Origin of the sequence: Streptomyces sp. KL116D (assembly GCF_030766975.1) — a bacterium.
Classification (GTDB): domain Bacteria; phylum Actinomycetota; class Actinomycetes; order Streptomycetales; family Streptomycetaceae; genus Streptomyces; species Streptomyces longispororuber_A.
This window is the reverse complement of record NZ_JASERH010000030.1, coordinates 306,946-326,581: the sequence shown is the minus strand read 5'-3', so window position 1 is coordinate 326,581 and position 19,636 is coordinate 306,946. Positions and strand designations below refer to the sequence as shown.

Annotated in this window: 15 protein-coding genes and 1 pseudogene; 5 read left to right on the top strand and 11 right to left on the bottom strand. The window is 72.3% G+C overall.

Annotation, left to right across the window (positions count from 1 at the left end):
* Positions 1 to 1,062: pseudogene (locus RBJ77_RS11610) on the bottom strand (hypothetical protein); the annotation flags it as partial.
* Between the two features lie 108 nt (positions 1,063 to 1,170).
* Here RBJ77_RS11610 and RBJ77_RS11605 point away from each other — a divergent pair.
* A complete protein-coding gene (locus RBJ77_RS11605) occupies positions 1,171 to 3,648 on the top strand; it encodes a hypothetical protein (RefSeq protein ID WP_372344928.1) in 2,478 nt (825 codons plus the stop codon).
* On the opposite strand, the gene RBJ77_RS11600 is transcribed toward RBJ77_RS11605, so the two are convergent.
* Positions 3,635 to 3,877: a WhiB family transcriptional regulator gene (locus RBJ77_RS11600; protein ID WP_372344927.1), complete on the bottom strand. Its 243-nt coding sequence runs from the start codon at positions 3,875 to 3,877 to the stop codon at positions 3,635 to 3,637. The two genes, RBJ77_RS11605 and RBJ77_RS11600, sit on opposite strands and share 14 nt — an antisense overlap.
* Positions 3,878 to 3,971: 94 nt before the next feature.
* Positions 3,972 to 4,763 (bottom strand): VOC family protein, encoded by a 792-nt coding sequence (locus RBJ77_RS11595; protein ID WP_372344926.1) that lies wholly within the window; start codon positions 4,761 to 4,763, stop codon positions 3,972 to 3,974.
* A 257-nt stretch (positions 4,764 to 5,020) separates the two neighbouring features.
* Here RBJ77_RS11595 and RBJ77_RS11590 point away from each other — a divergent pair, with 257 nt between their 5' ends.
* Entirely contained in the window at positions 5,021 to 6,241 is a 1,221-nt protein-coding gene (locus RBJ77_RS11590) for a glycoside hydrolase family 64 protein (RefSeq protein WP_372344925.1), read from the top strand.
* A 27-nt stretch (positions 6,242 to 6,268) separates the two neighbouring features.
* Here RBJ77_RS11590 and RBJ77_RS11585 read toward each other — a convergent pair whose 3' ends face one another.
* Positions 6,269 to 7,855, bottom strand: coding sequence for a GMC family oxidoreductase (locus tag RBJ77_RS11585; protein ID WP_372344924.1), 1,587 nt, complete (start codon positions 7,853 to 7,855; stop codon positions 6,269 to 6,271).
* Positions 7,856 to 7,981: 126 nt separating this feature from the next.
* Between RBJ77_RS11585 and RBJ77_RS11580 the strand changes: the two genes are divergently transcribed.
* Entirely contained in the window at positions 7,982 to 8,860 is an 879-nt protein-coding gene (locus tag RBJ77_RS11580) for a hypothetical protein (RefSeq protein WP_372344923.1), read from the top strand.
* Here the strand turns inward: RBJ77_RS11580 and RBJ77_RS11575 are convergent.
* Genes RBJ77_RS11575 through RBJ77_RS11550 form a run of 6 tightly spaced genes read right to left on the bottom strand, consistent with a single transcriptional unit; the run spans position 8,847 to position 14,613 of the window.
* Positions 8,847 to 9,980 (bottom strand): LLM class flavin-dependent oxidoreductase, encoded by a 1,134-nt coding sequence (locus RBJ77_RS11575; RefSeq protein WP_372344922.1) that lies wholly within the window; start codon positions 9,978 to 9,980, stop codon positions 8,847 to 8,849. The two genes, RBJ77_RS11580 and RBJ77_RS11575, sit on opposite strands and share 14 nt — an antisense overlap.
* Positions 9,977 to 10,852 (bottom strand): ABC transporter substrate-binding protein, encoded by an 876-nt coding sequence (locus RBJ77_RS11570; protein ID WP_372344921.1) that lies wholly within the window; start codon positions 10,850 to 10,852, stop codon positions 9,977 to 9,979. Before RBJ77_RS11570 ends, RBJ77_RS11575 begins: the two co-directional genes overlap by 4 nt.
* A 5-nt stretch (positions 10,853 to 10,857) precedes the next feature.
* A complete protein-coding gene (locus RBJ77_RS11565; protein ID WP_372344920.1) occupies positions 10,858 to 11,646 on the bottom strand; it encodes an ABC transporter ATP-binding protein in 789 nt (262 codons plus the stop codon).
* On the bottom strand, positions 11,643 to 12,551 hold the full coding sequence (locus tag RBJ77_RS11560) for an ABC transporter permease (protein ID WP_372344919.1): 909 nt from the start codon (positions 12,549 to 12,551) through the stop codon (positions 11,643 to 11,645). The genes RBJ77_RS11565 and RBJ77_RS11560 overlap by 4 nt, the downstream gene beginning before the upstream one ends.
* Positions 12,548 to 13,549 (bottom strand): NrtA/SsuA/CpmA family ABC transporter substrate-binding protein, encoded by a 1,002-nt coding sequence (locus RBJ77_RS11555; RefSeq protein WP_372344918.1) that lies wholly within the window; start codon positions 13,547 to 13,549, stop codon positions 12,548 to 12,550. The genes RBJ77_RS11560 and RBJ77_RS11555 overlap by 4 nt, the downstream gene beginning before the upstream one ends.
* 11 nt (positions 13,550 to 13,560) lie before the next feature.
* Entirely contained in the window at positions 13,561 to 14,613 is a 1,053-nt protein-coding gene (locus RBJ77_RS11550; protein WP_372344917.1) for an ABC transporter substrate-binding protein, read from the bottom strand.
* 522 nt (positions 14,614 to 15,135) lie between these two features.
* On the opposite strand from RBJ77_RS11550, the gene RBJ77_RS11545 reads away from it, so the two are divergent.
* Positions 15,136 to 15,870, top strand: a complete 735-nt coding sequence (locus tag RBJ77_RS11545; RefSeq protein ID WP_372344940.1) for an IclR family transcriptional regulator — start codon at positions 15,136 to 15,138, stop codon at positions 15,868 to 15,870.
* A gap of 34 nt (positions 15,871 to 15,904) precedes the next feature.
* On the opposite strand, the gene RBJ77_RS11540 is transcribed toward RBJ77_RS11545, so the two are convergent.
* A complete protein-coding gene (locus RBJ77_RS11540; RefSeq protein ID WP_372344939.1) occupies positions 15,905 to 16,849 on the bottom strand; it encodes a multicopper oxidase domain-containing protein in 945 nt (314 codons plus the stop codon).
* Between the two features lie 269 nt (positions 16,850 to 17,118).
* Between RBJ77_RS11540 and RBJ77_RS11535 the strand changes: the two genes are divergently transcribed.
* Complete coding sequence (locus RBJ77_RS11535; protein WP_372344916.1) at positions 17,119 to 19,632, top strand: ThuA domain-containing protein; 2,514 nt, start codon at positions 17,119 to 17,121, stop codon at positions 19,630 to 19,632.
* The last annotated feature ends 4 nt before the right edge of the window (positions 19,633 to 19,636 follow it).

Genomic DNA, 19,636 nt, shown 5'->3' with positions numbered 1-19,636 from the left:
GCGCTCCCGGGCCGCGCGTGCCTCGGCGCGCGCCACGTCGGCCGCGTGCCGTCGGGGCAGGGCGTCGAGGAGCACGCTGTCCACGGCCCGGTGCGCGGTGCCCCGCCCGGCGACGGCGGCCTCGTAGGTGGCGGGGCGGTCGGCGGGGGCCTGGGCGCGCAGCAGCGCGGCGAGTTCCTGGGGCCGCTCGGCCGCGGCGCTCGCGTACCCGGCGAGTTCGGGTGCGCCGGAGCGGGCCAGGGTGCGCAGCGCCGACGGGGTGAGACGCGCGGCGATCCGCTGCCGCCAGGGCCCGGTGGCCATCCGGAGCAGGCGTCCGGGGGCGGCGGCTGCGAGCAGGCCGAGGCAGTGGCTCATCGCGGGCGGGAAGTGCTGCGGGGGCCGGGTGTCGAGGAGGTCGAGGACGCGCAGCGGCGCGGCCTCGGCGAGCGCCGCGAGGACGGGCCCGTGGCGCAGCCACCAGCCGTCGCGGGAGGCTTCGGGCAGCTCGGCGAGTTCGCGCCCGGCCACGTCGAGCACCGTGCCGGGGTGGCGTCGGACGAGTCCGGTCCAGGCCCTCACGGCGTGGAAGACGTCCGGCAGGACGCGGGCGACGACCTGGGGCGAGCAGCCGGCGAGCAGCCGTCCGGCCGCGGCGTCGCCCCAGTCGGCGCGCAGGCCGTCGACCAGCCGGTCGGCGAGGCCGGTGCGCCGCTCGGCGACGATCGCGCGCAGCAGTTCGCCGCGGATCACCTCCGGCGCGTCCCGCAGCGCCTCCTCGAAGGCGGCGTCCGGGACGCCGAGGCCGCGCGCCGCGCGCCGGGCGTGGCCGCGGACGAACGGATCGGGGTCGGCGAGGTGGCCGGCCGCCCACGCGGTGTCGCGTCCGGCGCAGGCGAGCAGCGCGCCGACGCTCCGCTCGTAGGCACTGCCGCGGTCGAGTTCGGCGACGGCCGCGGGGAGGTCGCCGGTGGCGGCGAGCGTGCGGGCGCGGTGCGCGATCTCGCGGGTGCGCCGGGGGTACGGCAGCGGTTCGAGGTCGGCGAGGAGCCGGGCGGCCGGGCTGAGGTGCGGGACGGACATGGGGAGAGTGTGCCCGGCCGTCGTCGGGAGGCCGAGCGAATATCGCCCTGCGGGCGGACTGGCCGCACCGTCCGTGCGGTGCAACGGTGCGCCCAGGGGGTGAACTCCATGGCGCAGACGCACGAGTGGATGTTCTACGAGGTCATGTGGCGCAACTGGGCCGCGCGGGCCCGGGTTCCCTACCCGGTGCCGTGGTGGGCGCAGCAGGCGTTCCGGCGGTGGAGCGACGACTTCGACGCGGGGACGTACGACTCGAAGGAGGGGGCGTTCGCGTCGAACGCGCTGTACCGGTACTGGGGCATGGTCGGGGTCAAGGACCACCGGCAGGAGTCCCTGATCGGGCAGGCCGGGGAGATCGAGCCGGTCTACGACAAGTACTGCCTGACGTTCTTCCTGTTCGACCCGGCGACGGGCGCGCTGCACCTGCCGCAGCTGCCGGAGGGCGGCACGCTGGAGCAGCGGATGGAGGCGCCGCACCTGCCGGTGGTGCTGACCACGTTCCGTACGGCGGACGGCGTCGAGTTCGTGCAGCGCACGTTCGCCGTGCCGGTGGGTGCGCGGCGGCGGGACGCGGTGATCACCCGGGTGACCGTGGGGTCGCCGACGGGGCAGGCGCGCGAGGGTCTGCTGTGTGCCGCCGTGCTGCCGGCCGGGCCGAGCGGTTTCCAGCGGCACGACCGCAACGGGCGGGAGATCACCGACCGGCGGCTGACCTATCTGCGGTACCTGCGGGACGAGCGGCGGGTGGAGACCAACAGCGGCTGGGGCCCGGCGTTCGACACGGCGCCCGAGCAGTTCGGGGTGTACGGCAACCCGGACTTCGAGCAGGATCCGGAGACGTACCTCCGGCACAGTCCGTTCCACGACCTGGTGATGGGCGGCAAGCTCAACGCGGCGGACGAGGCGCAGGACCAGGTGGCGGGGCTGTGCAGCGCGGTGTTCGGCTGGCCGTACCGGGTCGTGGAGGACGAGACGGTGCAGATCGACGTGCGGCTGCCCGTCGATCTGTACAGCGGCGCCGACGACCTGGCCGAGCTGCGCGGCACGTCCGCCGTCGAGCTGGAGGTGACGAACCAGGACTTCTGGTCGGTGAAGCTGCTCCGGTTCGGGGTGCAGCCGCAACTGCCGCGCCCGGTGGCCCACTTGACGGACCTGTTCCGGCAGGCCCGCTCGCAGCTGCTGATCCTGTCCGACCTCGGGGAGATCCATCCGGGGCCGACGGTGTACGACTCGTTCTGGATCAGGGACTCGTCGGTGGAGGCGACCGCGTGCTCGCTGGTGGGCGACACCGCCCTGGCCGAGCACCAGTTGGGCACGCACTACCCGCTGAGGTTCAACCGGGGCGGCGGGCGGATCGGGCCGTGTGCCGAGTACGGCTTCTACGGCGGGCCGCACGAGAAGGACGACCGGGAGTGGGACAGCAACGGGCAGGCGCTGTGGGCGATCGGCCGGTTCGACCGCACGCGCGGCCGGGCCGCCGCGTTCGGCGCGAAGCTGTACCAGCCGTACGTCGTGGACGGGGCGCGCTGGCTGCGGGACAACCGCGACGGGTACGGGCTGCTGCACAGCGGGTGGAGCGCCGAGCACCTGGGCGAGCGGGACAAGCCGCACTACTGGGACGACCTGTGGGGGCTCGCGGGGCTCTACGAGGCGGCGCGGCTCGCGGAGCGGCTCGGCACCCCGGAGGTGGCCGAGCTCTGGGGCGCCTTCGACGATCTGAAGGCGGCGACGGCGGCGTCCGTGCGCTGGGTGCTCGACGAGCAGCGGCGGCGCGGGGCCTGGGAGACGTACATCCCGACGGGTCCCGGGGACGTGGGGCGGCTCGACTCGACGATGATCGGGGCGGCCGCGTACTTCCATCCGCTGCGCCTGCACATGGGCAGCAAGCTCGGCGACGACGTCGACCGGGCCGCGCGCTTCACCCTCGACACGATGTACGCGCACTTCGTGACGGGCGGGTACCGGCACGAGGCGGCGTGGAACGCCTACGGGCCCTATCTGACCATGCAGCTGGCGCACGCCTACCTGCTGGCGGGTGATCCGCGGCGGATGGACGAGCTGCTCGGCTGGGTGGTGGGCGCCGCGTTCCCGCGCACGCAGGACCGGGCGGCGGCGCTCGGCGCGTGGAACGAGCAGCACGCCTTCCCGATCGCCTCGGACTTCCACGAGGTCCCGGACCGGCACTGGTACATGGGCGACGTCCCGCACGGCTGGGCGGCGGCCGAGTATCTGCTGCTGTTGCGCGACATCCTCTTCTTCGAGGCCGACGAGGACCGGGATCCGCATCTGTACATCGCGCCGGGGGTTCGTCCGCACTGGGTGCCGGACGGGGAGCGCGTGGGCGTGGCCGACGCGCCGACCCTGTTCGGGGAGCCCTTCGGGTACGGGCTGCGGCACGACGCGGGCGCGCGGACCGTGACGGTGTCGATCGGGTCGGCGCCGGCGGGGGTGCGGTTCGTGTATCCGTGCCGGTTCGGGCCGGTGCTGTCGGCCGTCGCGGACGGGCGGGAGCTGGACGTGTCGCGGTTCGGCGACGACGTCCACGTGCCCGCCGGGACGGCCGAGTTCCGTGTCAGGTACGCCTGAGGTGGTGCCGCTCCTTCTCGGAGAGGCCTCCCCAGACGCCGAACCGCTCGTCGTGGCTGAGGGCGTATTCGAGGCAGGCGGGCCGGATCTCGCACATGCGGCAGATCATCTTGGCCTCGCGCACCGAGCTGCCCGGCTCGGGGAAGAAGAAGTCTCCGCCGGTCTGGGCGCACAGGGCCTGTTCCTGCCAGGTGGGGCCGGCAGGCGTGAAGGTCGTGTTGGCGTGCATGGGGTGAGCATGCGGGGTGGCGCAAAACGTTTGATCAACGCCGGATCAACGACACCGTCCTGCGTCACCCTGCGTGTCGATACGCACCCGTTCGTCACGTCTGGTTCGGGTCCCCCTTGATCACGGCGAAGCCCGCCCCGGACGGATCGGCCAGCTTCGCGATCCGGCCCACCCCGGCGATGCTCACCGGAGCCGACCGCACCGTGCCGCCCAGCTCCTGGGTGCGGTCGGCCGTCGCGTCCACGTCCGGTACGTGGATGTACGGCGTCCAGTGCGCGCCCTCCCGCTCCTCCGCGGGGTCCATCGCGAGCGGCACGATCCCGCCGAACATGCCGTTCTCGTCCGTGCCCGCCGGGTTGACCGTCGTGTACGAACCGCCGGGGAACTCCACGTCGAAGGCGCCCCAGCCGAAGACCCCGCCGTAGAACGCCTTCGCGGCGGCGACGTCGGGCACGTACAGCTCCGCCCAGTTCAGGCCGCCGTCCTGCGTGACGTACTCCAGGCCCTTGTTCCTTCCCGGCTGCCAGATGCCGAAGGACGCGCCCGCCGGGTCGGCCAGGATAGCCATGCGGCCCAGGTCGAGGACGTCCATGGGCTGCATGAGGACGGTGCCGCCGCTCTGCTCGACAGCCTTGGCCGTGGCGTCCGCGTCCGCGCTGCGGAAGTGGATGCTCCAGGCGGGCTCGCCTTGGTCGGCGGTGACGGTCATGGCACCGGCGACGGTCTTCCCGTCGAGCTGGAACGTCCCGTACCCGCCGACTTCGGGTCCGCCCGGCTGGAAGCGCCAGCCGAAGAGTCCGCCGTAGAAGGAGATCGCTCCGTCCAGATCGGGGGTGCCGAGGTCCATCCAGTTCGGCGAACCGTTCACGAAATCCGTGGTGATCATGGTTTTGCCCTCCTCGTCGAGGGTCCGTCGTGGGTTTCTTCTCCCGGACTGCCGAGTCTTCCACCGCCCACTGACAATCGCCGTCGCACCGCGCTGACCAGGGAAGGTACAGACCAAGCGGACGCATAGGCGCGGCCTTCAACTTCTGAACGGAATCAAATCGTGGGAGCGCTCCCGGTCATAAGTCTTGACGCTCTTCGTCACTCTCGCCACAGTGGGGCTCCCCCACTCACCCCCCACACTTCAGGAGTGCGATCGTGATATCGCGCAGGATGTTCCTCGCCGGCGCCTCGGCGACCGCCGCAACCGCCGCCGCCTCCCTGGCCGTTCCGTCGTGGACCGCGGGCGCCGCTCCCGCCACGTGCGAACTGGCGCTGGAGAACAAGTCGTTGACCGGCACCGTGCGCGCGTACGTCACCGGGCACGAGCAGTCGACCGGGAACTGGGTGCTGCTCAAGTCCGACGGCAGCGTCTACCGGCCCGAGTCGCCCAGCGCCCCGCAGACCCCGCTGCCCGTCGACTGTGCCATCCCCCTGGGCGCGGCCGGCTCGGCACCGAAGGTGGTGACGCTGCCTCAGATGTACGGCGCCCGGGTCTACTTCGTCCGGGACGACACCCTGGACTTCTTCCTCAACCCGGGCCCGTCCCTGGTCGAGCCGGCCTTCGCCACCAAGGCCGACCCGAACTACGGCAGGACCTGGTCCTTCTGCGAATTCACCTTCAACTCGGACCAGTTGTACGCCAACATCAGTTACGTCGACCTGGTCACGGCCCTCCCCATCGGGCTCACCCTGGAAGGCGACGCGACGCACACGGTCGCCCCGCTGCCGGACGGCGCCGTCGACCGGATCGCGGCGGACCTCGCGGCGCAGGCCGCCAAGGACGGACAGCCCTGGGACGACCTCGTCATCAAGGGCGACGACGGGAAGGTGCTGCGGGTGATCTCGCCGCAGAACCTGATGGCGCCGTACTTCGACCGGCCGGACGAGATGCCGTTCCGCGACGTCTGGAACGGGTACATCGACCAGGTCTGGAGCAAGTACGCCGGCACCGACCTGAAGATCGACCTCCAGGGCGGGCGCGGCGTGTTCACCGGCCGGGTCAGCGGCGACACGCTCACCTTCAACGGCGGCCACACCTTCACCAAGCCGACGTCGAAGGACATCTTCACCTGCAACCACGGCCCGTTCACCAACAACCCGGCCGACTCCGACGACAAGAAGGGCCTGCTGGCCCGGCTCGCCGCCGGATTCAACCGGAGCATCATGCTCACGCACCCCGAGCAGCCGAACGGCACGGCGTCCGGCGACTACTACCAGGACGCCACGACGAACCACTGGTCGCGCGTCGTGCACGCCAACTCGCCCATCGGGTACGCCTTCCCGTACGACGACGTCCGCCCCGACGGCCAGCCGGACGTGTCGGGCGCGGCGCACGACGGGAACCCGCGCCGGTTCACGGTGAGCGTGGGGTCCTGACCCGTCCTGGCTCCTCTCCCCCCGGGGCTACTTGACGGCGTCCTCGCGGATGAGTTCCACCGCTTTCTCCGCGAGGGCGACCGTCGGCGCGTGGGTGTGGCCCCGGGTGATGCGCGGCATGACGGAGGCGTCGACGACCCGCAGTGACCGGGTGCCGCGCACGCGCAGCCGCGGGTCGGTCACCGAGCCCTCGTCGGTGCCCATCCGGCAGGTGCCGACCGGGTGGTAGAGGGTCTCGGCCCCGGCCCGCACCGACCGGGCGAGCGCGTCGTCGTCGACGACGCCCGGGTAGGCGCCCATCGGCGCCGAGTGCAGCGGACTCAGTGCGCCGTCGGCGAGGAGCTCCTCGGCCCGGCGGACTCCGGCGACGAGGGTGCGCAGGTCCTCCTCGTCGGTGAGGTAGCCGGGGTCGATGCGCGGCCGGGAGCCCGGTCCCGTCGGGGTGATGCGGCCCTCGCTGCGCGGTTGCAGCAGGATGACGCCGATGGTGAGGCCGTGCTCGGTCGGCGGGGTCAGCCCGTGGTTCACGAAGGGCACCGGCGCGTAGAGCAACTCGATGTCGGGGGCGGCCAGTTCGGGGCGCGTCTTGACGAAGGCGATGGCCTCGCCGACGTTCGAGGTGAGCGGGCCGCGGCCGCCGAGCAGGAACCGGGCGATGTTCGCGGGCGAGTCCGCGCCGACCAGCGAGACGGGGCGCGGGCAGCGCACGGTCACCGCGTAGGCGAGGTGGTCCTGGAGCCGGCGGCCCACGTCGGGGGAGGCGACGAGCGTGTCGATGCCGGCCGCTTCGAGGACGTCCGGATCGCCGATGCCCGCCTGCTGGAGCAGTTGCGGGGAGCCGATGGTACCCGCGGCGAGGATCACCTCGCGGGTGGCGCGCAGGGTGCCCGCGGCGATGCCGTCGGCGACGACGCCCGCGGCGCGGGTGCCGTCGAAGTCGAGGCGGGTGACGCGGGCGTCGGTGTAGACGTCGAGGTTGGTGCGGCGCGCGGCGGGCTTCAGATAGCCGTCGGCGGCGCTCCAGCGGCGGCCCCGGTACTGGTTGAGCGGGGTGACGCCGAAGCCGGAGTGGTCGGGCTGGTTCAACTCGCCCAGTTCGCGCAGGTTCTGTGCGCGGCACGCGTCGAGGAACGACGACGTGGTCGGGTTCGGATGGCGGGGCGGGGAGATGTGCAGCGGGCCGAGCGTGCCGTACACGGACTGCTCGGTGCGCTCGCCGTGCCACCGCTCGGCGCGCTGGAAGTACCGCACGAACTGCTCGTACGCCCACTCCTCCCCCGCGGCCTCGCCCCACGCGTCGTAGTCGTCGCGGTGCCCGCGCACCCACATCATGCCGTTGATGGACGAGGAGCCGCCGAGCGTGTGGCCGCGCGGCCAGTACAGCTCCCGGTCGTCGAGCCCGGCCTGCTTGGCCGTGGCGTAGTCCCAGTCGTACGGCGTCTTGAACAGTTTCGGGAACGCGGCGGGTATCCGGATCTCGGTCTTGCGGTCGCGCGGCCCCGACTCCACCAGGGCGACCCGCACGGCCGGATCCTCGGACAGCCGCCCGGCCAGCACACATCCGGCGGACCCGGCCCCCACGATGACGTAGTCGTACGTACGGTCCTTGCTCAACTCGGCTCCCTGGGCGGCTCGTCGACTGGTTGGCGCGTACAGGTGTTACCGATGGTTTACACCCATGCGGGGGCGGGCGTACATATGCGGTTGTGCGGGGGCCTGACGGGCCCGGAGGATCTCGCCATGGACCTCCCCCTGACGGACTTCGCCCTGCGTCCCTACGCGCGGCTGCCCCCTCACCACCACGGTCGCCCCGTGGTGTCCTCGACCGTGGACGCGTTCGGGCGCGCCCACTGGCTGCTCAGGGACCGGGTACGGGGCGGCCCGTACGACGCTCTGGTCGTCACGGTGGAGGCGGGCGGGGGCGCGTACGAGACGACGCTGCACAACGTGCGGGCAGGGCTGCCGAAGCTCGACGCGCTGCCCGACGGCGGCTTCGTCGTCGCAGACGCGCGCGACCGTCACCGCACCGACCACGTGCAGGTCTTCGACGCGGAGGGCCACTGCCTGCGGTCGTTCCGTGTCGGCGACGCGATCGCGCACTTCCTCGCCGACGAACAGGGCACCCTCTGGGTCGGCTACTTCGACGAAGGGGTTTACGGGGACGACGAGTTGAGCCACCCCGGGCTGCGCAGGTTCAGCGCGACCGGCGAACCGCTGTGGGCATTCACCCCGGCGTCCGGCACCGAGGACATCAGCGACTGCTACGCGCTCAACGTGTCGGGCACCACCGCCTGGGCCTGCGCGTACCACGACTTCGCCCTGCTGGAAGTGCGGTCCGGGCGGCGACCGTGGCCCCGGCCGAACTCCGTGCACGGCGCGCACGCCCTCGCGGTGCACGGCGCGACCGTCGCTTTCTTCGGGGGCTACGGCGATGACCACGACCGGATCGCCCTCTGCACGCTCACCTGGAACGAGGCGCAGCCGACGGCCACCGGCACCCTCACCCGCCCGGACGGCGGGGTGATCGGCAAGCGGTGGGTCGTCAGCCGCGGGGCACGGGTCTACGTGCAGGAGGACACCCGGACCGAGTGGTCGGTTTTCGATCTCAGCGAGGTCTGACCACCCCCAGCGCGGGCAGCACCGTCTCCGCCACCCGGTACGCCTCCTCCAGGAGGGGGTTGCCGGAGAGGATGAAGGTGTCGACGCCCAGAGACCTGAACTCCTGCAAGCGGTCGATGACTTGGGCGGTCGAGCCGACGATCGCCGTGCCGGGGCCCGGGCGGAACAGGCTCATGCCGGGCCAGAGGTTGGGGTGGGTCTCCAGTTCGCGGGCGCGGGCGGGGACACGGCCGCCGTGCTGACGGAACTGGCGCTGCCAGCCCACCCCGTCCTCGCCCGCGCGGTCGCCGAGCTGACGGGCGTACGTCGCCTCGCTGGTGACGTCGAGGAGCCGGTCGGCGGCGGCCCACGCCTCGTCCTCCGTGTCGCGGACGATGAGGTGCAGGCGCAGACCGACGCGGAGCGTACGGTCGTGGGCCGCGGCGCGCGCCCGGACGTGGTCGAGCTTCTCCTTGAGGAGGTGCGGTGGCTCGCCCCAGGTGAGGTAGACGTCGACGTGTTCCGCGGCCATCTCGATGCCCGGCGCGGAGGAGCCGCCGAACCAGAGCGGGACGTGCGGCGTCTGGACGGGCTTCAGGTCGCGGAAGGACGCGCCCGCGTTCCGCAGGTCGTAGAAGCGGCCCTTGTGGTCGAAGACCTCGCCCGCGGTCAGGCGCTTGACGATCGACCAGTACTCGGCGCTGAGCTCGTAGCGTTCGTCGTGCTCCACGTGCAGCCCGTACTCCTGGAGGGACGTGGTGGAGCCGTTGACGACGTTGAAGCGGAGCCGGCCGCCGAAGAGGTTGTCGAAGCTGAGCGCCGTCTTCGCGAGGAGCGTCGGGGAGATCAGGCCGGGGTGCACGGCGAGGAGGGGTCGGAAGGCGGGGCTCGTCGACGCCGCGAGCGCACTGCCGAGCGGCCACACGTCGTAGAGGTCCGTGGCGAGCAACGCGCCGCTGTAGCCGAGGCGTTCGACCGTCGCGGCGAGGTGGGTGAGGTAGCCGAGGTCGACCTGGCGGCGGCCCTCCGGCTCCCAGGGGTAGGCGCCTTCGCGCGGAATGATGTACCAGAGGACCTCGGGCGGGGCTGTCGTGTCGGTTGTGTCCGGCGTGGTGGTCGTGTTCGTCGCGTCCGTTGTCATGCCGCGTCCTGTCCGGGGCGTGCCACCGCGTCGGCGACCCGCACCGGCCGCTCCACGAAGCCGACCCGCGCGAATATGTCGGCGGCCTCCTGCTGCTCCGCGAGGAACCCGTCCGTGACGTCCTCGATCCGCCACGGCAGGGCGCGCAGCGCGGTCTCCCAGTCGTCGACGCCACCGCCCTGGTGCCCGGCGGCGATCTCGGCCGCCTCGCGCGGGTGGGCCCGCGCCCAGTCGTCGGCGCGCCGGAGGGCCCGGACGAGGGCGGCGACGACCTCGGGGCGCTGTTCGGCGAGGTCGCGGCGGGTGAAGAACACGGACCGGTCGGTGATGACGTCCCCGGTGCGGACCAGGACGCGGACCCCTCCGGCGCCCAGGGCAGCGACGAGCTGCGGACCCTGGGCGACCCACGCGCCGATGTCCCCGGCCCGCAGCAGGCGTTCGCTGTCCTCGCCGGAGCGCACGGCGGTGATGTCCGTGGCGTACGAAAGGCCGTGCTCGTCCAGGGACTTGGCGACGAGGTGCGTCTGCCAGGAGCCGATCGCGAGGTGCACGGTGGCGCCCTTGAGGTCGCCGACGCTCCGGACGTGGCTGTCCGCCGCGACGAGGAGCGCGCCGTGGTCGGGGCGGGGTGCGGAGACGGCGACGTACACGATGTCGTGGCCCGCGGCCTGGGCGGTGACGGGCGGCGTGGAGCCGGTGCCGCCGAAGTCGATGACGCCGCCGGTGAGGAGTTCACCCGTGCGCACGCCGTTCGTGTACGGGTGGAAGGCCGCGGTCTCGCCGAGCGTCGCCAGTTCTTGCTGCGCGAAGTCGAGCCGCGAGAGGTAGTAGAGGGTCGGATTGCTGTTGTGGACACCGATGGTGACGGTCATTCAGTTCACTCCGAAGGAAGCGGTGTACGGGTGGCGGCGTGCACGCCGAGATCGGCGAGGAGTCGGTGGCGCAGTTCGGCGAAGGCCGGGTCGCCGGGGTCGCGGGGGCGGTCGACGGTGACGGGTTCGTCGGTGATCAGCCGGCCGTCGCGCAGCACGCAGACCCGGTCGGCGAGCCGGACGGCCTCGTCGACGTCGTGCGTGACGAGGAGGACGGCCGGGCGGTGCGCGCGGCACAGGTCGGCGACGAGGTCCTGCATGCGGAGCCGGGTCAGGGCGTCGAGCGCGGCGAACGGCTCGTCCAGGAGCAGGAGTTCGGGCTCGCGCACGAGGGCGCGGGCGAGCGCGACCCGCTGGGCCTCACCGCCGGAGAGCGTGCCGGGCCAGGCGTCGGCGTGCCGCTCCAGGCCGACCTCGGCGAGCGCCGTGCGGGCCCGTTCGCGGGTGGCGGCGCCGCGCGGCAGGGCGACGGTGACGTTCGCGAGGACCTTCTTGGACGGGACGAGCCGTGGCTCCTGGAACACGACGGTGCGGGCGGGCGGCACGAGGACCTCGCCCTCGTCCGCGCCGTCGAGGGCCCCGAGGATCCGCAGCAGCGTCGTCTTGCCGCTGCCGCTCGCGCCGAGAAGGGCGACGAACTCGCCGCGTCCGATGGTGAGTTCGAGCCCGTCGAGGACGTTCCGGTCGCCGAAGGTGCGGCGCAGGCCCGCGATCCGGACGGCGGTCTCCGGGCCGGTGCCGCCGGCGGTCCCGGCGCTGGTGGTGGCGCTGGTGGTGGCGCTGGTGGTGCTCATCGAGGTGCTCCGCCCTGCCCCGCGGTGCGCCACGGCATCAGGGCGCGTTCCAGGAGGCGCACGAGGGCGTCCGCGGTGAGCCCGAGGAGGCCGTAGACGAGGATGCAGACCGCGAGGACGTCGGTGCGGGCGTAGCTCTGGGCCTGCGCCATCAAGTAGCCGATGCCCGCGGTGGCGTTGATCTCCTCGGCGGCGATCAGGGCGATCACGCTCAGCGTCATCGACAGGCGGAGACCGGCGAGGAGCGAGGGCAGGGCGCCGGGCAGCACGACCTCGCGGACGATCGCGAGGCGGCCCATGCCGAAGCTGCGCATGGCCTCGACGAGCTTGCGGTCGGCGCCGCGGACGCCGCCGTACGTGGACACGTACATGGGGAAGGTGGTGGCGACCGCGATGAGCAGGATCTTCGCCGTCTCGTTGATGCCGAACCAGACCATGAACAGCGGGACGAGGGAGAGGAACGGGATGGTGCGCAGGGTCTGGACGGAGGAGTCGAGGAGTTCGTCGCCGAGGCGGGTGAACCCGGTGACGACGCCGAGGACGAGCCCCGCGGTGAGCCCGATGACGAGGCCGATGCCGGAGCGGGTGAGGGAGGTGGCGAGCGCGTCGGGCAGCTGACCGTTGCCCCACAACTCCCCTATCGAATCGATGACTTGGGCGGGCGACGCGAGGACGTCCGCGGTGAGCACGCCGGTCGCCGACGCCACCCACCACGCGGCGAGCAGGACGAGCGGGCCGAGGGCGCGCAGGGCCGCGGTGTGCCCGGGGCGGCGGGCCCGGACGCGCGGCGGACGCGGCCGCACCAGGGCCGTGGGTGCCGCGGACGCCTTGACGGCCGTGGGGGCGGTGGGCGCCGTGGGGGTGGTGGACGCCGTAGGGGCGGTGGACGCCGTGGGGGCCGTCACGACAGCTTCTCCACGTCCAGGACGTGGTCCGCGACGGCGACCTTCGTCGGGGTGACCTTCTGGTCGGCGTAGAACCGGGCGACGGCCTCGAACCGCTTCGTGTCGGCCGGGGTGATCGGGTCGACGGTGCCGCCCTGCCGGGTGATCTCGATCTGCCGCTGCTCGGCGGCGCCGGTGAGCGCCTGCGGGCCCGCGTCGGTGTTCACGTTCAGATACGCGGCGGGGTCCTTCTTCTCCGCGGCGCTGGCGGTGTGCAGGTAGCCGTAGAGGGCGCGGACGACCTCGGGGTGCCGGTCGGCGAACGCGGTGCGGACGGCGGTGAGGCTGTAGTTGTCGGAGCCGATCTCCTTGCCGGTGGCGACGAACTCCGCCTTGCCGGTGCCGAGTTCGGCGACCGAGTACGTCGCCCAGACCGCCCACGCGTCGACCTTGCCGCTGTTGAACACGGCGGCGGTCTGGTCGGGGCGCAGATAGACCCGCTCGACCTTCGAGGCCGGGATGTCGTGCTCGGCGAGGGCCTTGAGGAGCAGGTACTCGCCGGTGCCGCCCTGGTTGACGGCGACCCTCCTGCCGACGAGGTCCTCGACGGAGTCGATGCCGGAGCCCTTCCTCGCGAGGATGCCCTCACCGGCGCCGTCGGGTGCGGTGGCGGTGAAGAACGTGAAGCCGGGCGTCCGCGTCAGGGACGTGATGCCGGAGGTGATGGAGCCGGTGGCGATGTCCAGCTGGTTCGCGTTCATGGCCTGCGCGGCGGGCGCGAACGGGCCCGCGCTGCCGGTCCACGCGACCTTCGCGTGGACCTTGGCGAGGGCCTTGTCGAGGCTGCCGTCCTTCTTGCCGACGGCGAGGGCGCCGGAGTTTCCGGGGTCGGGGATGCGGACGGTGATCTGCTCGCCGCCCGTGCTCCCCGAGTCGGCCTCCGAGGTGCCGCAGCCGGAGGCGAGGGCGGTGAGGGCCGCGACTGCGGCGAGGGCGGCGACGGATTTCGGTGTGCGCATGACGGGCGTCCTCACGGTCCTTCTGGAGCAGGGGCAGAGGCGGGAGCAGCGGCGGGGGCGGGGCCTGGGTGGAGCAGGCGGGCGCGGCGCAGCGGCTGCGGGTCGGCCCACTCCCGTACGTCGACGGGCGCGGGCAGGAAGCCGTGGGCGCGCAGCCCGCTCTCCTGCCGGGCGAGCAGGTCGAGGCGGTCGGCGGACAGGTCGGGGTGGAGGCTGCGGTGGGTGCCGGGCCGGTACGCCCCGGCGACGCCCTCGGCACCCGCGCCGGTCTCGGCACCCAGGATGCGGGCGACGTCGCCGGGGTGTCCCGCGGCCCAGTCGGCGGCGCGCAGCAGCACGGCCAGGAACCGGTCGACGAGGTCCGGGTGGTCGTCGAGGAGGCGCCGGTGGACGGTGATGGGCCGCGGTGTGCCGTTGTTGACGCGGTGCGTGCGGTCCGGCAGTTCGTCGAGTTCGACGGCGACCCGGGCGCCGGCGCGGCGGGCCGCCTCGACGGCGAGGGCGCCCTTGACGTAGACCGCGTCGACGTCGCCGCGGCGCAGCGCGGCCAGTTCCGCCGCCCACTGCCCGTCGTGCCCGTCGGCGGGTACGTCGACGCGGCGGACGTCGTCGGGGCCGAGCCCCGCGGAGGCGAGCACGCCGTCGAAGCCGCGCAGCGCCATGGCCCGCCAGAAGTCGATGGCGATGGTGTGCCGGGGCACGGCGACGCGCAGTCCGCGCAGGGCGTCGGCGCCGCGGACGGGGCTGTCGGGCCGGACGAGGATCGCCTGGCGCTCCTCGATCCAGGTCAGCCCGATGAGCCGGGTCTCCTCGCCACGTGCGCGGGCCCACAGGGCGGGCACGTTGCCGCCCTCGCGGAACAGTCCGGGCAGGGCGTGCGTGTAGTGCGTCTGCCGGTCGACGTCGGGGGCGGCGTCCTGGAGGGAGCGGACGGCGATGCCGTCGGCGGCGAACTCCTCGGCCAGCCAGTGCCGGTCGGCGGCGATGCCGGTGGCCGTGGGCACGGGACAGCGGGTGAACCAGAGGGTGTCGGGGGTGGTGCGGGTGGCGGTGTGCGCGGGCATGGCGGATCCCGGGTGTCAGGGGTGTGCGCGGGCGTGGGCGTGCGCGGACCGGCGGGGACCGCCGGGCGGGGCACGGGAAGAGGTCGTACGGCGCTGCGCGTCAGGCGCGGCGGCGACAGGAGGTGCTGCTCACACGGCCGAGGTCGATGTGCCGACGCAGCGTGAACCCGGCCGTGACCAGGGGGACGGCGGGCGCGGCACGGTCGATGCGACGGCGCATGGCGCGGTTCCCCTCTCTGGCCCGGGCACGGGTGGTGCGATGACGTGCTGGTGGTTGCAGCGACGTGCTGGTGGTGCGGTGACGTGCTGGTGGCGGCAGCGTGCCACGGCCGGTGAGGACCCGGCAAGCTGCTTCCCATCATGTGGGAATGAGTGTGAACGCACTGTTGCGGAGCAGGATTTGGCGCCCGTTCCACTGCCGTAATGTGGGAGATCAAGTCGTCGTCCGACCTGGGGGCCGCCGTGACCGACCACCTCGCCGATGCCGCCCGTCCGGCCCGTGCGCCGAGCGGCGCCCAGGCGGTGCGCCGGGCGCTCGACGTGCTGCACTGCTTCCACGACAACGGGCCGGACCTGAGCGCGTCGGACCTGGCGCGGCGCCTGGAGCTGCCGGTGTCCACGGCGCACCGGCTGGCCCGCACCCTGCTGGCCGCGGGGTTCCTGGAGCAGGACTTCCGTACCGCCCGCTACCGGCTCGGTCCTGCGGTCACCGAGCTGGGCCGGCTCTCGTACCACCAGCGGGGCCTGCACCTGGCGGCGCCCGAACTCGCCGATCTGGCCGAACGCACGGGCGCGACGGCCGACTTGGCGCTGCGCAGCGGCCCGTACGCGGTGATCGTGGCGGGCGGCTCGGTCACGCCGAAGGTGGGCCTGCGCCGCCCGCTGCACTCGACGGCGCTCGGCAAGGTGCTGCTCGCCTGGCCGCGGCCCGGCGACGGCGACCTCGCCGCGCTGCCGCCGCTGCACGCCTTCACGGACCGCACCATCGTCGAACGGGAGCCGCTGGAGCGGGAGTTGACGCGCGTCCGAGCGGCCGGGCACGCCCGGAACGACGGCGAGTCCGCGCACGGGGTGCGCACCCTCGCGGTCCCGGTCCTCGACCACGCGGAGCACGCCCGCTTCGCCCTGGCGGTGCGGGCCACGCCGGAGCTGATCACGGACGCGCGGGAGCCCTGGTTCCTGGAGCGGGCCCGGGCCTGCGCCCGGGCCCTCGAAGTGCTGCTGCTCCCGCCGGGCGAGCGCAGGGCCCCGGCGTAGCCCGGGGCAGTGGTACGGCGCGTCGCAGTCCGGGTCAGTGGTGCGGCGCGTCGTAGTCCGGGATCGACCCGTCCGCCTTCTTCACCAGGAACAGCCCCGCCATCCCCATGTCCGAGTGGCTCTGGACGTGGCAGTGGTACATCCAGGCGCCTGCGCCGACGCCCTCGCCCGCGATGATCTGGAAGCCGAAGGAGTCGGCCGGGCCGCAGATCTTGTTGTCGAGGACCTGGCTGGGGTCGTCGGGTCCGGTGAGCATGCCCGTGCGGTTGTCCGCCCAGCGGTGACCGTGCATGTGGAACGTGTGGTAGTACTCGCCGTGCGTGATCATCACGATCTCGACGCGATCGCCCACCGTGGCCTCGAAGTTGGGCGCCTCGTGGGCCGCCTTGTTGTTGATCGTCATGTCGTTGAAGACGATCGTGAACGTCTTGCCGGGGTCGGGCAGGATGTCGCCCTTGCGCCGCACGATGACGGGCCCGTAGAGGCCCTTGCGGATGCCGCCGGTGCCGTGGTCGGTGCCCACCACGTGGTCGTGGTAGTGCCAGTAGCCCGCCGTGCCGGGGCGCCAGGTGCCGTCCTTGCGGCGGCCCGGGGCATGGGTGCGCCAGGTGTAGGTGCGGGTGCCGCCCGGCTCGACGTGGCTGCGGTTCATCCGGGTGCCGTCGCTGGAGATCTCGTAGTCCATGCCGTGGACGTGCAGGCTGGCGTCGGCGTCCGTGAGGTTCTCGAACTCGATGTGCAGCGTGTCGCCCTCGTTGAGCTCGATGAGCGGGCCGGGGACCGACGCCTTGCCCTTCTCGAAGCCGTAGCCGAGCTGCCCGTCCGCGAGCTTCTCCGCGTACATCTTGATCCGCTTGACCTCGCCGCCCGCCGGCGCGGTGCGCGGCGGGGTGTCGGCGCCCAGCGCCTCCGGGGCCGACGCCCCGATGGACAACGATGTCACGCCGGCGGTGGCCGCCACGGCGCCACCGATCAGCATGCGGCGGCTGAGCGCCCGTCTGTCCTGGTCGCTCGCCTTGTCACTCGCCCTGTCGCTCGCCTGGTTCGGTCCGTCGTGCTCCGTCACGGCCAACTCCCCACCCTCGTACGGGCTTTCACGTCGCGCTGTGCACCGTAGCCAGAGGATCTTCGTTTATCCACACTCAGGACAAAGTTTGTGCCATTGCGGTCCAACCTATTGGCGAGCCATGAAAAGAGGTCTAGCTTCATCCGCGCTGTTGCTGTGTCCGATGAGGGGTGGGTGAACACATGCGGCGGTTACCGCATCAAAAGCCGTTGCCCGTACGAGAGTTCAGAGCGAGCAGACGCAGACGTGCCCGGGTCTGGGCGGTCGGGGTCGCCACCACCGCGGTGGCCGCCGGGCTGCTCAGCGGTCCGGCCGCCAGCGCGCGACCGGCGCCCGAACCAGGCCTGACAACGATGTCCCTGCCGTCGCCGCCCGGCGGCGCCAACGTGCGGGTCCTGGTGTTCTACGGGTCCGCGGCCGGCGGTGACGAATCGCCCCTGGTGAACGCGGGCATCGAGGCCATCGAGAAGATCGGTCTTTCGGGGCCCGCCGGGCAGCGGTTCACGATCACCGCGACCGACGACGCCTCCGTCTTCACCAACGCCACCAAGCTGGGCCGGTTCAACTCCGTCGTGTTCCTGACCGGCGGGGGCGACGTCCTCGACCCGGACCAGGAGGCCGGCCTGGAGACGTACATGGAGGCCGGCGGCGGTTTCGTCGGCATCCACGACGCCGCGCGCGCCGAGCCGTACTCGGACTGGTTCACCGGTCTGGTCGGGGCCCGGCCCGCCGCCTCCTCGCCGACCGACGTGCAGCGCGCGACGGTCGAGGTCGGCGACCGGCAGCACCCGGCGACGAAGGACCTGCCGGTGCAGTGGAAGCGCCCCGACCAGTGGCTGAACTGGGTGAAGAACCCGTCCGGCGACGTGCACACGGTCGCGCGGGTGCGGGAGTCGACGTACAAGCCCGGCGACAGCAAGAACGGTGCGGACCACCCGGTGAGCTGGTGCCGTGACTACGACGGCGGCCGGTCCTTCTACACCGGGATGGGCGGCACCGTCGCCTCGTACGACGAGGTCGACTTCCGCGACCACCTGCGCGGCGCCCTGCTGTGGACGTCGCGGATCGTGCGCGCCGACTGCAAGGCCGCGATCAACTCCAACTACAAGGCGGAGCGTCTCACCCAGCCCAACCAGCCCGGGCAGAACGACCAGATCGGCGAGCCGCACGGCCTGGTGACGGCGCCCGACGGCCGGATCTTCTACATCGGGCGCGGCGGCGCGGACTCCTCGCAGCCGGTGATCACCGACTGGAACAACCCCGACATCGGCAAGGGCAAGGGCGAGATCCACGTCTACGACCCGAAGACCAAGAAGGTCACCCAGGCCGGCGCGCTCACCGTCTTCGGCAACAAGGGCGGCGGCGACGAGCTGATCAAGGTCGAGGAGGGGCTGCTCGGGATCGAGCTGGACCCGGAGTTCGAGCAGAACGGGTGGGTGTACCTGCACTACACGCCGCACTCGGGGCTCGACCGCGACAAGCAGATGGCCGTGCGGCAGGTCTCCCGCTTCACGCTCGACCGGACCACGAACAAGCTGGACATGGCGAGCGAGAAGGTGCTGCTCAAGTGGCCGGTGCAGGTGCACAGTTGCTGCCACGCGGGCGGCGGGATGGCCTGGGACTCCAAGGGCAACCTGTACATCGCGACCGGTGACAACAACTCCTCACAGTTCAGCGACGGTTACTCGGGCAACAACCCGCAGCCGAACTACAAGGGCGTCTCGTTCGCGGACGCGCGCCGCACCGCGGGCAACACGAACAACCTGAACGGCAAGATCCTGCGCATCCACCCGGAGGCCGACGGCACGTACACGCTGCCGGAGGGGAACCTCTTCACCGGGAAGGAGACCGCCGAGGGCGGCGGGAAGACGCGGGGCGAGATCTATGTGATGGGCGTCCGCAACCCGGCGCGCATCTCGATCGACAAGAAGACCGACACGCTCTACGCGGGCTGGGTCGGTCCGGACGCCGGCGAGCCGTCGACGACGTGGGGTCCGGCGAAGTACGACACGTTCGCCGTCATCACCAAGGCGAGCAACCGCGGCTGGCCGTACTGCATGGGCAACAAGCAGCCCTACCGCGACCGCAACCTGCCGGATCCGACGAAGCCGCTCGGCTGGTACGACTGCGACCACCCGAAGAACGAGTCGCCGAACAACGACGGTCTCGTGAACCTGCCGCCGGTCACCGGCAACAACATCTGGTACTCGCCGCAGGGCGGCGCCCCGGACTATCCGCGCGACGCCAACGGCGTCCCCTCGTACAAGAAGGAGGAGGCGACGTACCTGCTGCCGTGGCTGAAGGGCGGCGGCCAGGCCGCGATGGACGGACCGGTGTACCGGTACGACGCGGCGATCCCGAACGCGGACAAGTGGCCGAGCTACTGGGACGGCAAGTGGTTCGTCGGTGACTTCTACGACTCCGACCAGCCGCGCCACGCGGTCCTGACCGATCCGAAGACGCACGGCGACGGATCGATCCCGATCCACTCCGAGTCGCTGAAGAAGATCGTCCCGATCGGGAACGACGGCATCAAGAACCTGATGGACTGGAAGTTCGGTCCCGACGGTGCGCTGTACGTCCTCGACTACGGGCGCGGCTTCTTCACCTCCGACGCCAAGTCGGCCCTGTGGAGAGTCACTTACACGGGCGGCGAGGCGACCCCGGCGGCCGATCAGCTGGCCAGGAAGGGCTGACCTC

Bases quoted from the DNA above. Each gene is read 5' to 3' on its own strand.
- RBJ77_RS11605 (WP_372344928.1), top strand. From the start codon at position 1,171: ATGGCGCAGACGCACGAGTGGATGTTCTACGAGGTCATGTGGCGCAAC.
- RBJ77_RS11600 (WP_372344927.1), bottom strand. From the start codon at position 3,877: ATGCACGCCAACACGACCTTCACGCCTGCCGGCCCCACCTGGCAGGAA.
- RBJ77_RS11595 (WP_372344926.1), bottom strand. From the start codon at position 4,763: ATGATCACCACGGATTTCGTGAACGGTTCGCCGAACTGGATGGACCTC.
- RBJ77_RS11580 (WP_372344923.1), top strand. From the start codon at position 7,982: ATGGACCTCCCCCTGACGGACTTCGCCCTGCGTCCCTACGCGCGGCTG.
- RBJ77_RS11575 (WP_372344922.1), bottom strand. From the start codon at position 9,980: ATGACAACGGACGCGACGAACACGACCACCACGCCGGACACAACCGAC.
- RBJ77_RS11570 (WP_372344921.1), bottom strand. From the start codon at position 10,852: ATGACCGTCACCATCGGTGTCCACAACAGCAATCCGACCCTCTACTAC.
- RBJ77_RS11565 (WP_372344920.1), bottom strand. From the start codon at position 11,646: ATGAGCACCACCAGCGCCACCACCAGCGCCACCACCAGCGCCGGGACC.
- RBJ77_RS11555 (WP_372344918.1), bottom strand. From the start codon at position 13,549: ATGCGCACACCGAAATCCGTCGCCGCCCTCGCCGCAGTCGCGGCCCTC.
- RBJ77_RS11550 (WP_372344917.1), bottom strand. From the start codon at position 14,613: ATGCCCGCGCACACCGCCACCCGCACCACCCCCGACACCCTCTGGTTC.
- RBJ77_RS11540 (WP_372344939.1), bottom strand. From the start codon at position 16,849: ATGCTGATCGGTGGCGCCGTGGCGGCCACCGCCGGCGTGACATCGTTG.
- RBJ77_RS11535 (WP_372344916.1), top strand. From the start codon at position 17,119: ATGCGGCGGTTACCGCATCAAAAGCCGTTGCCCGTACGAGAGTTCAGA.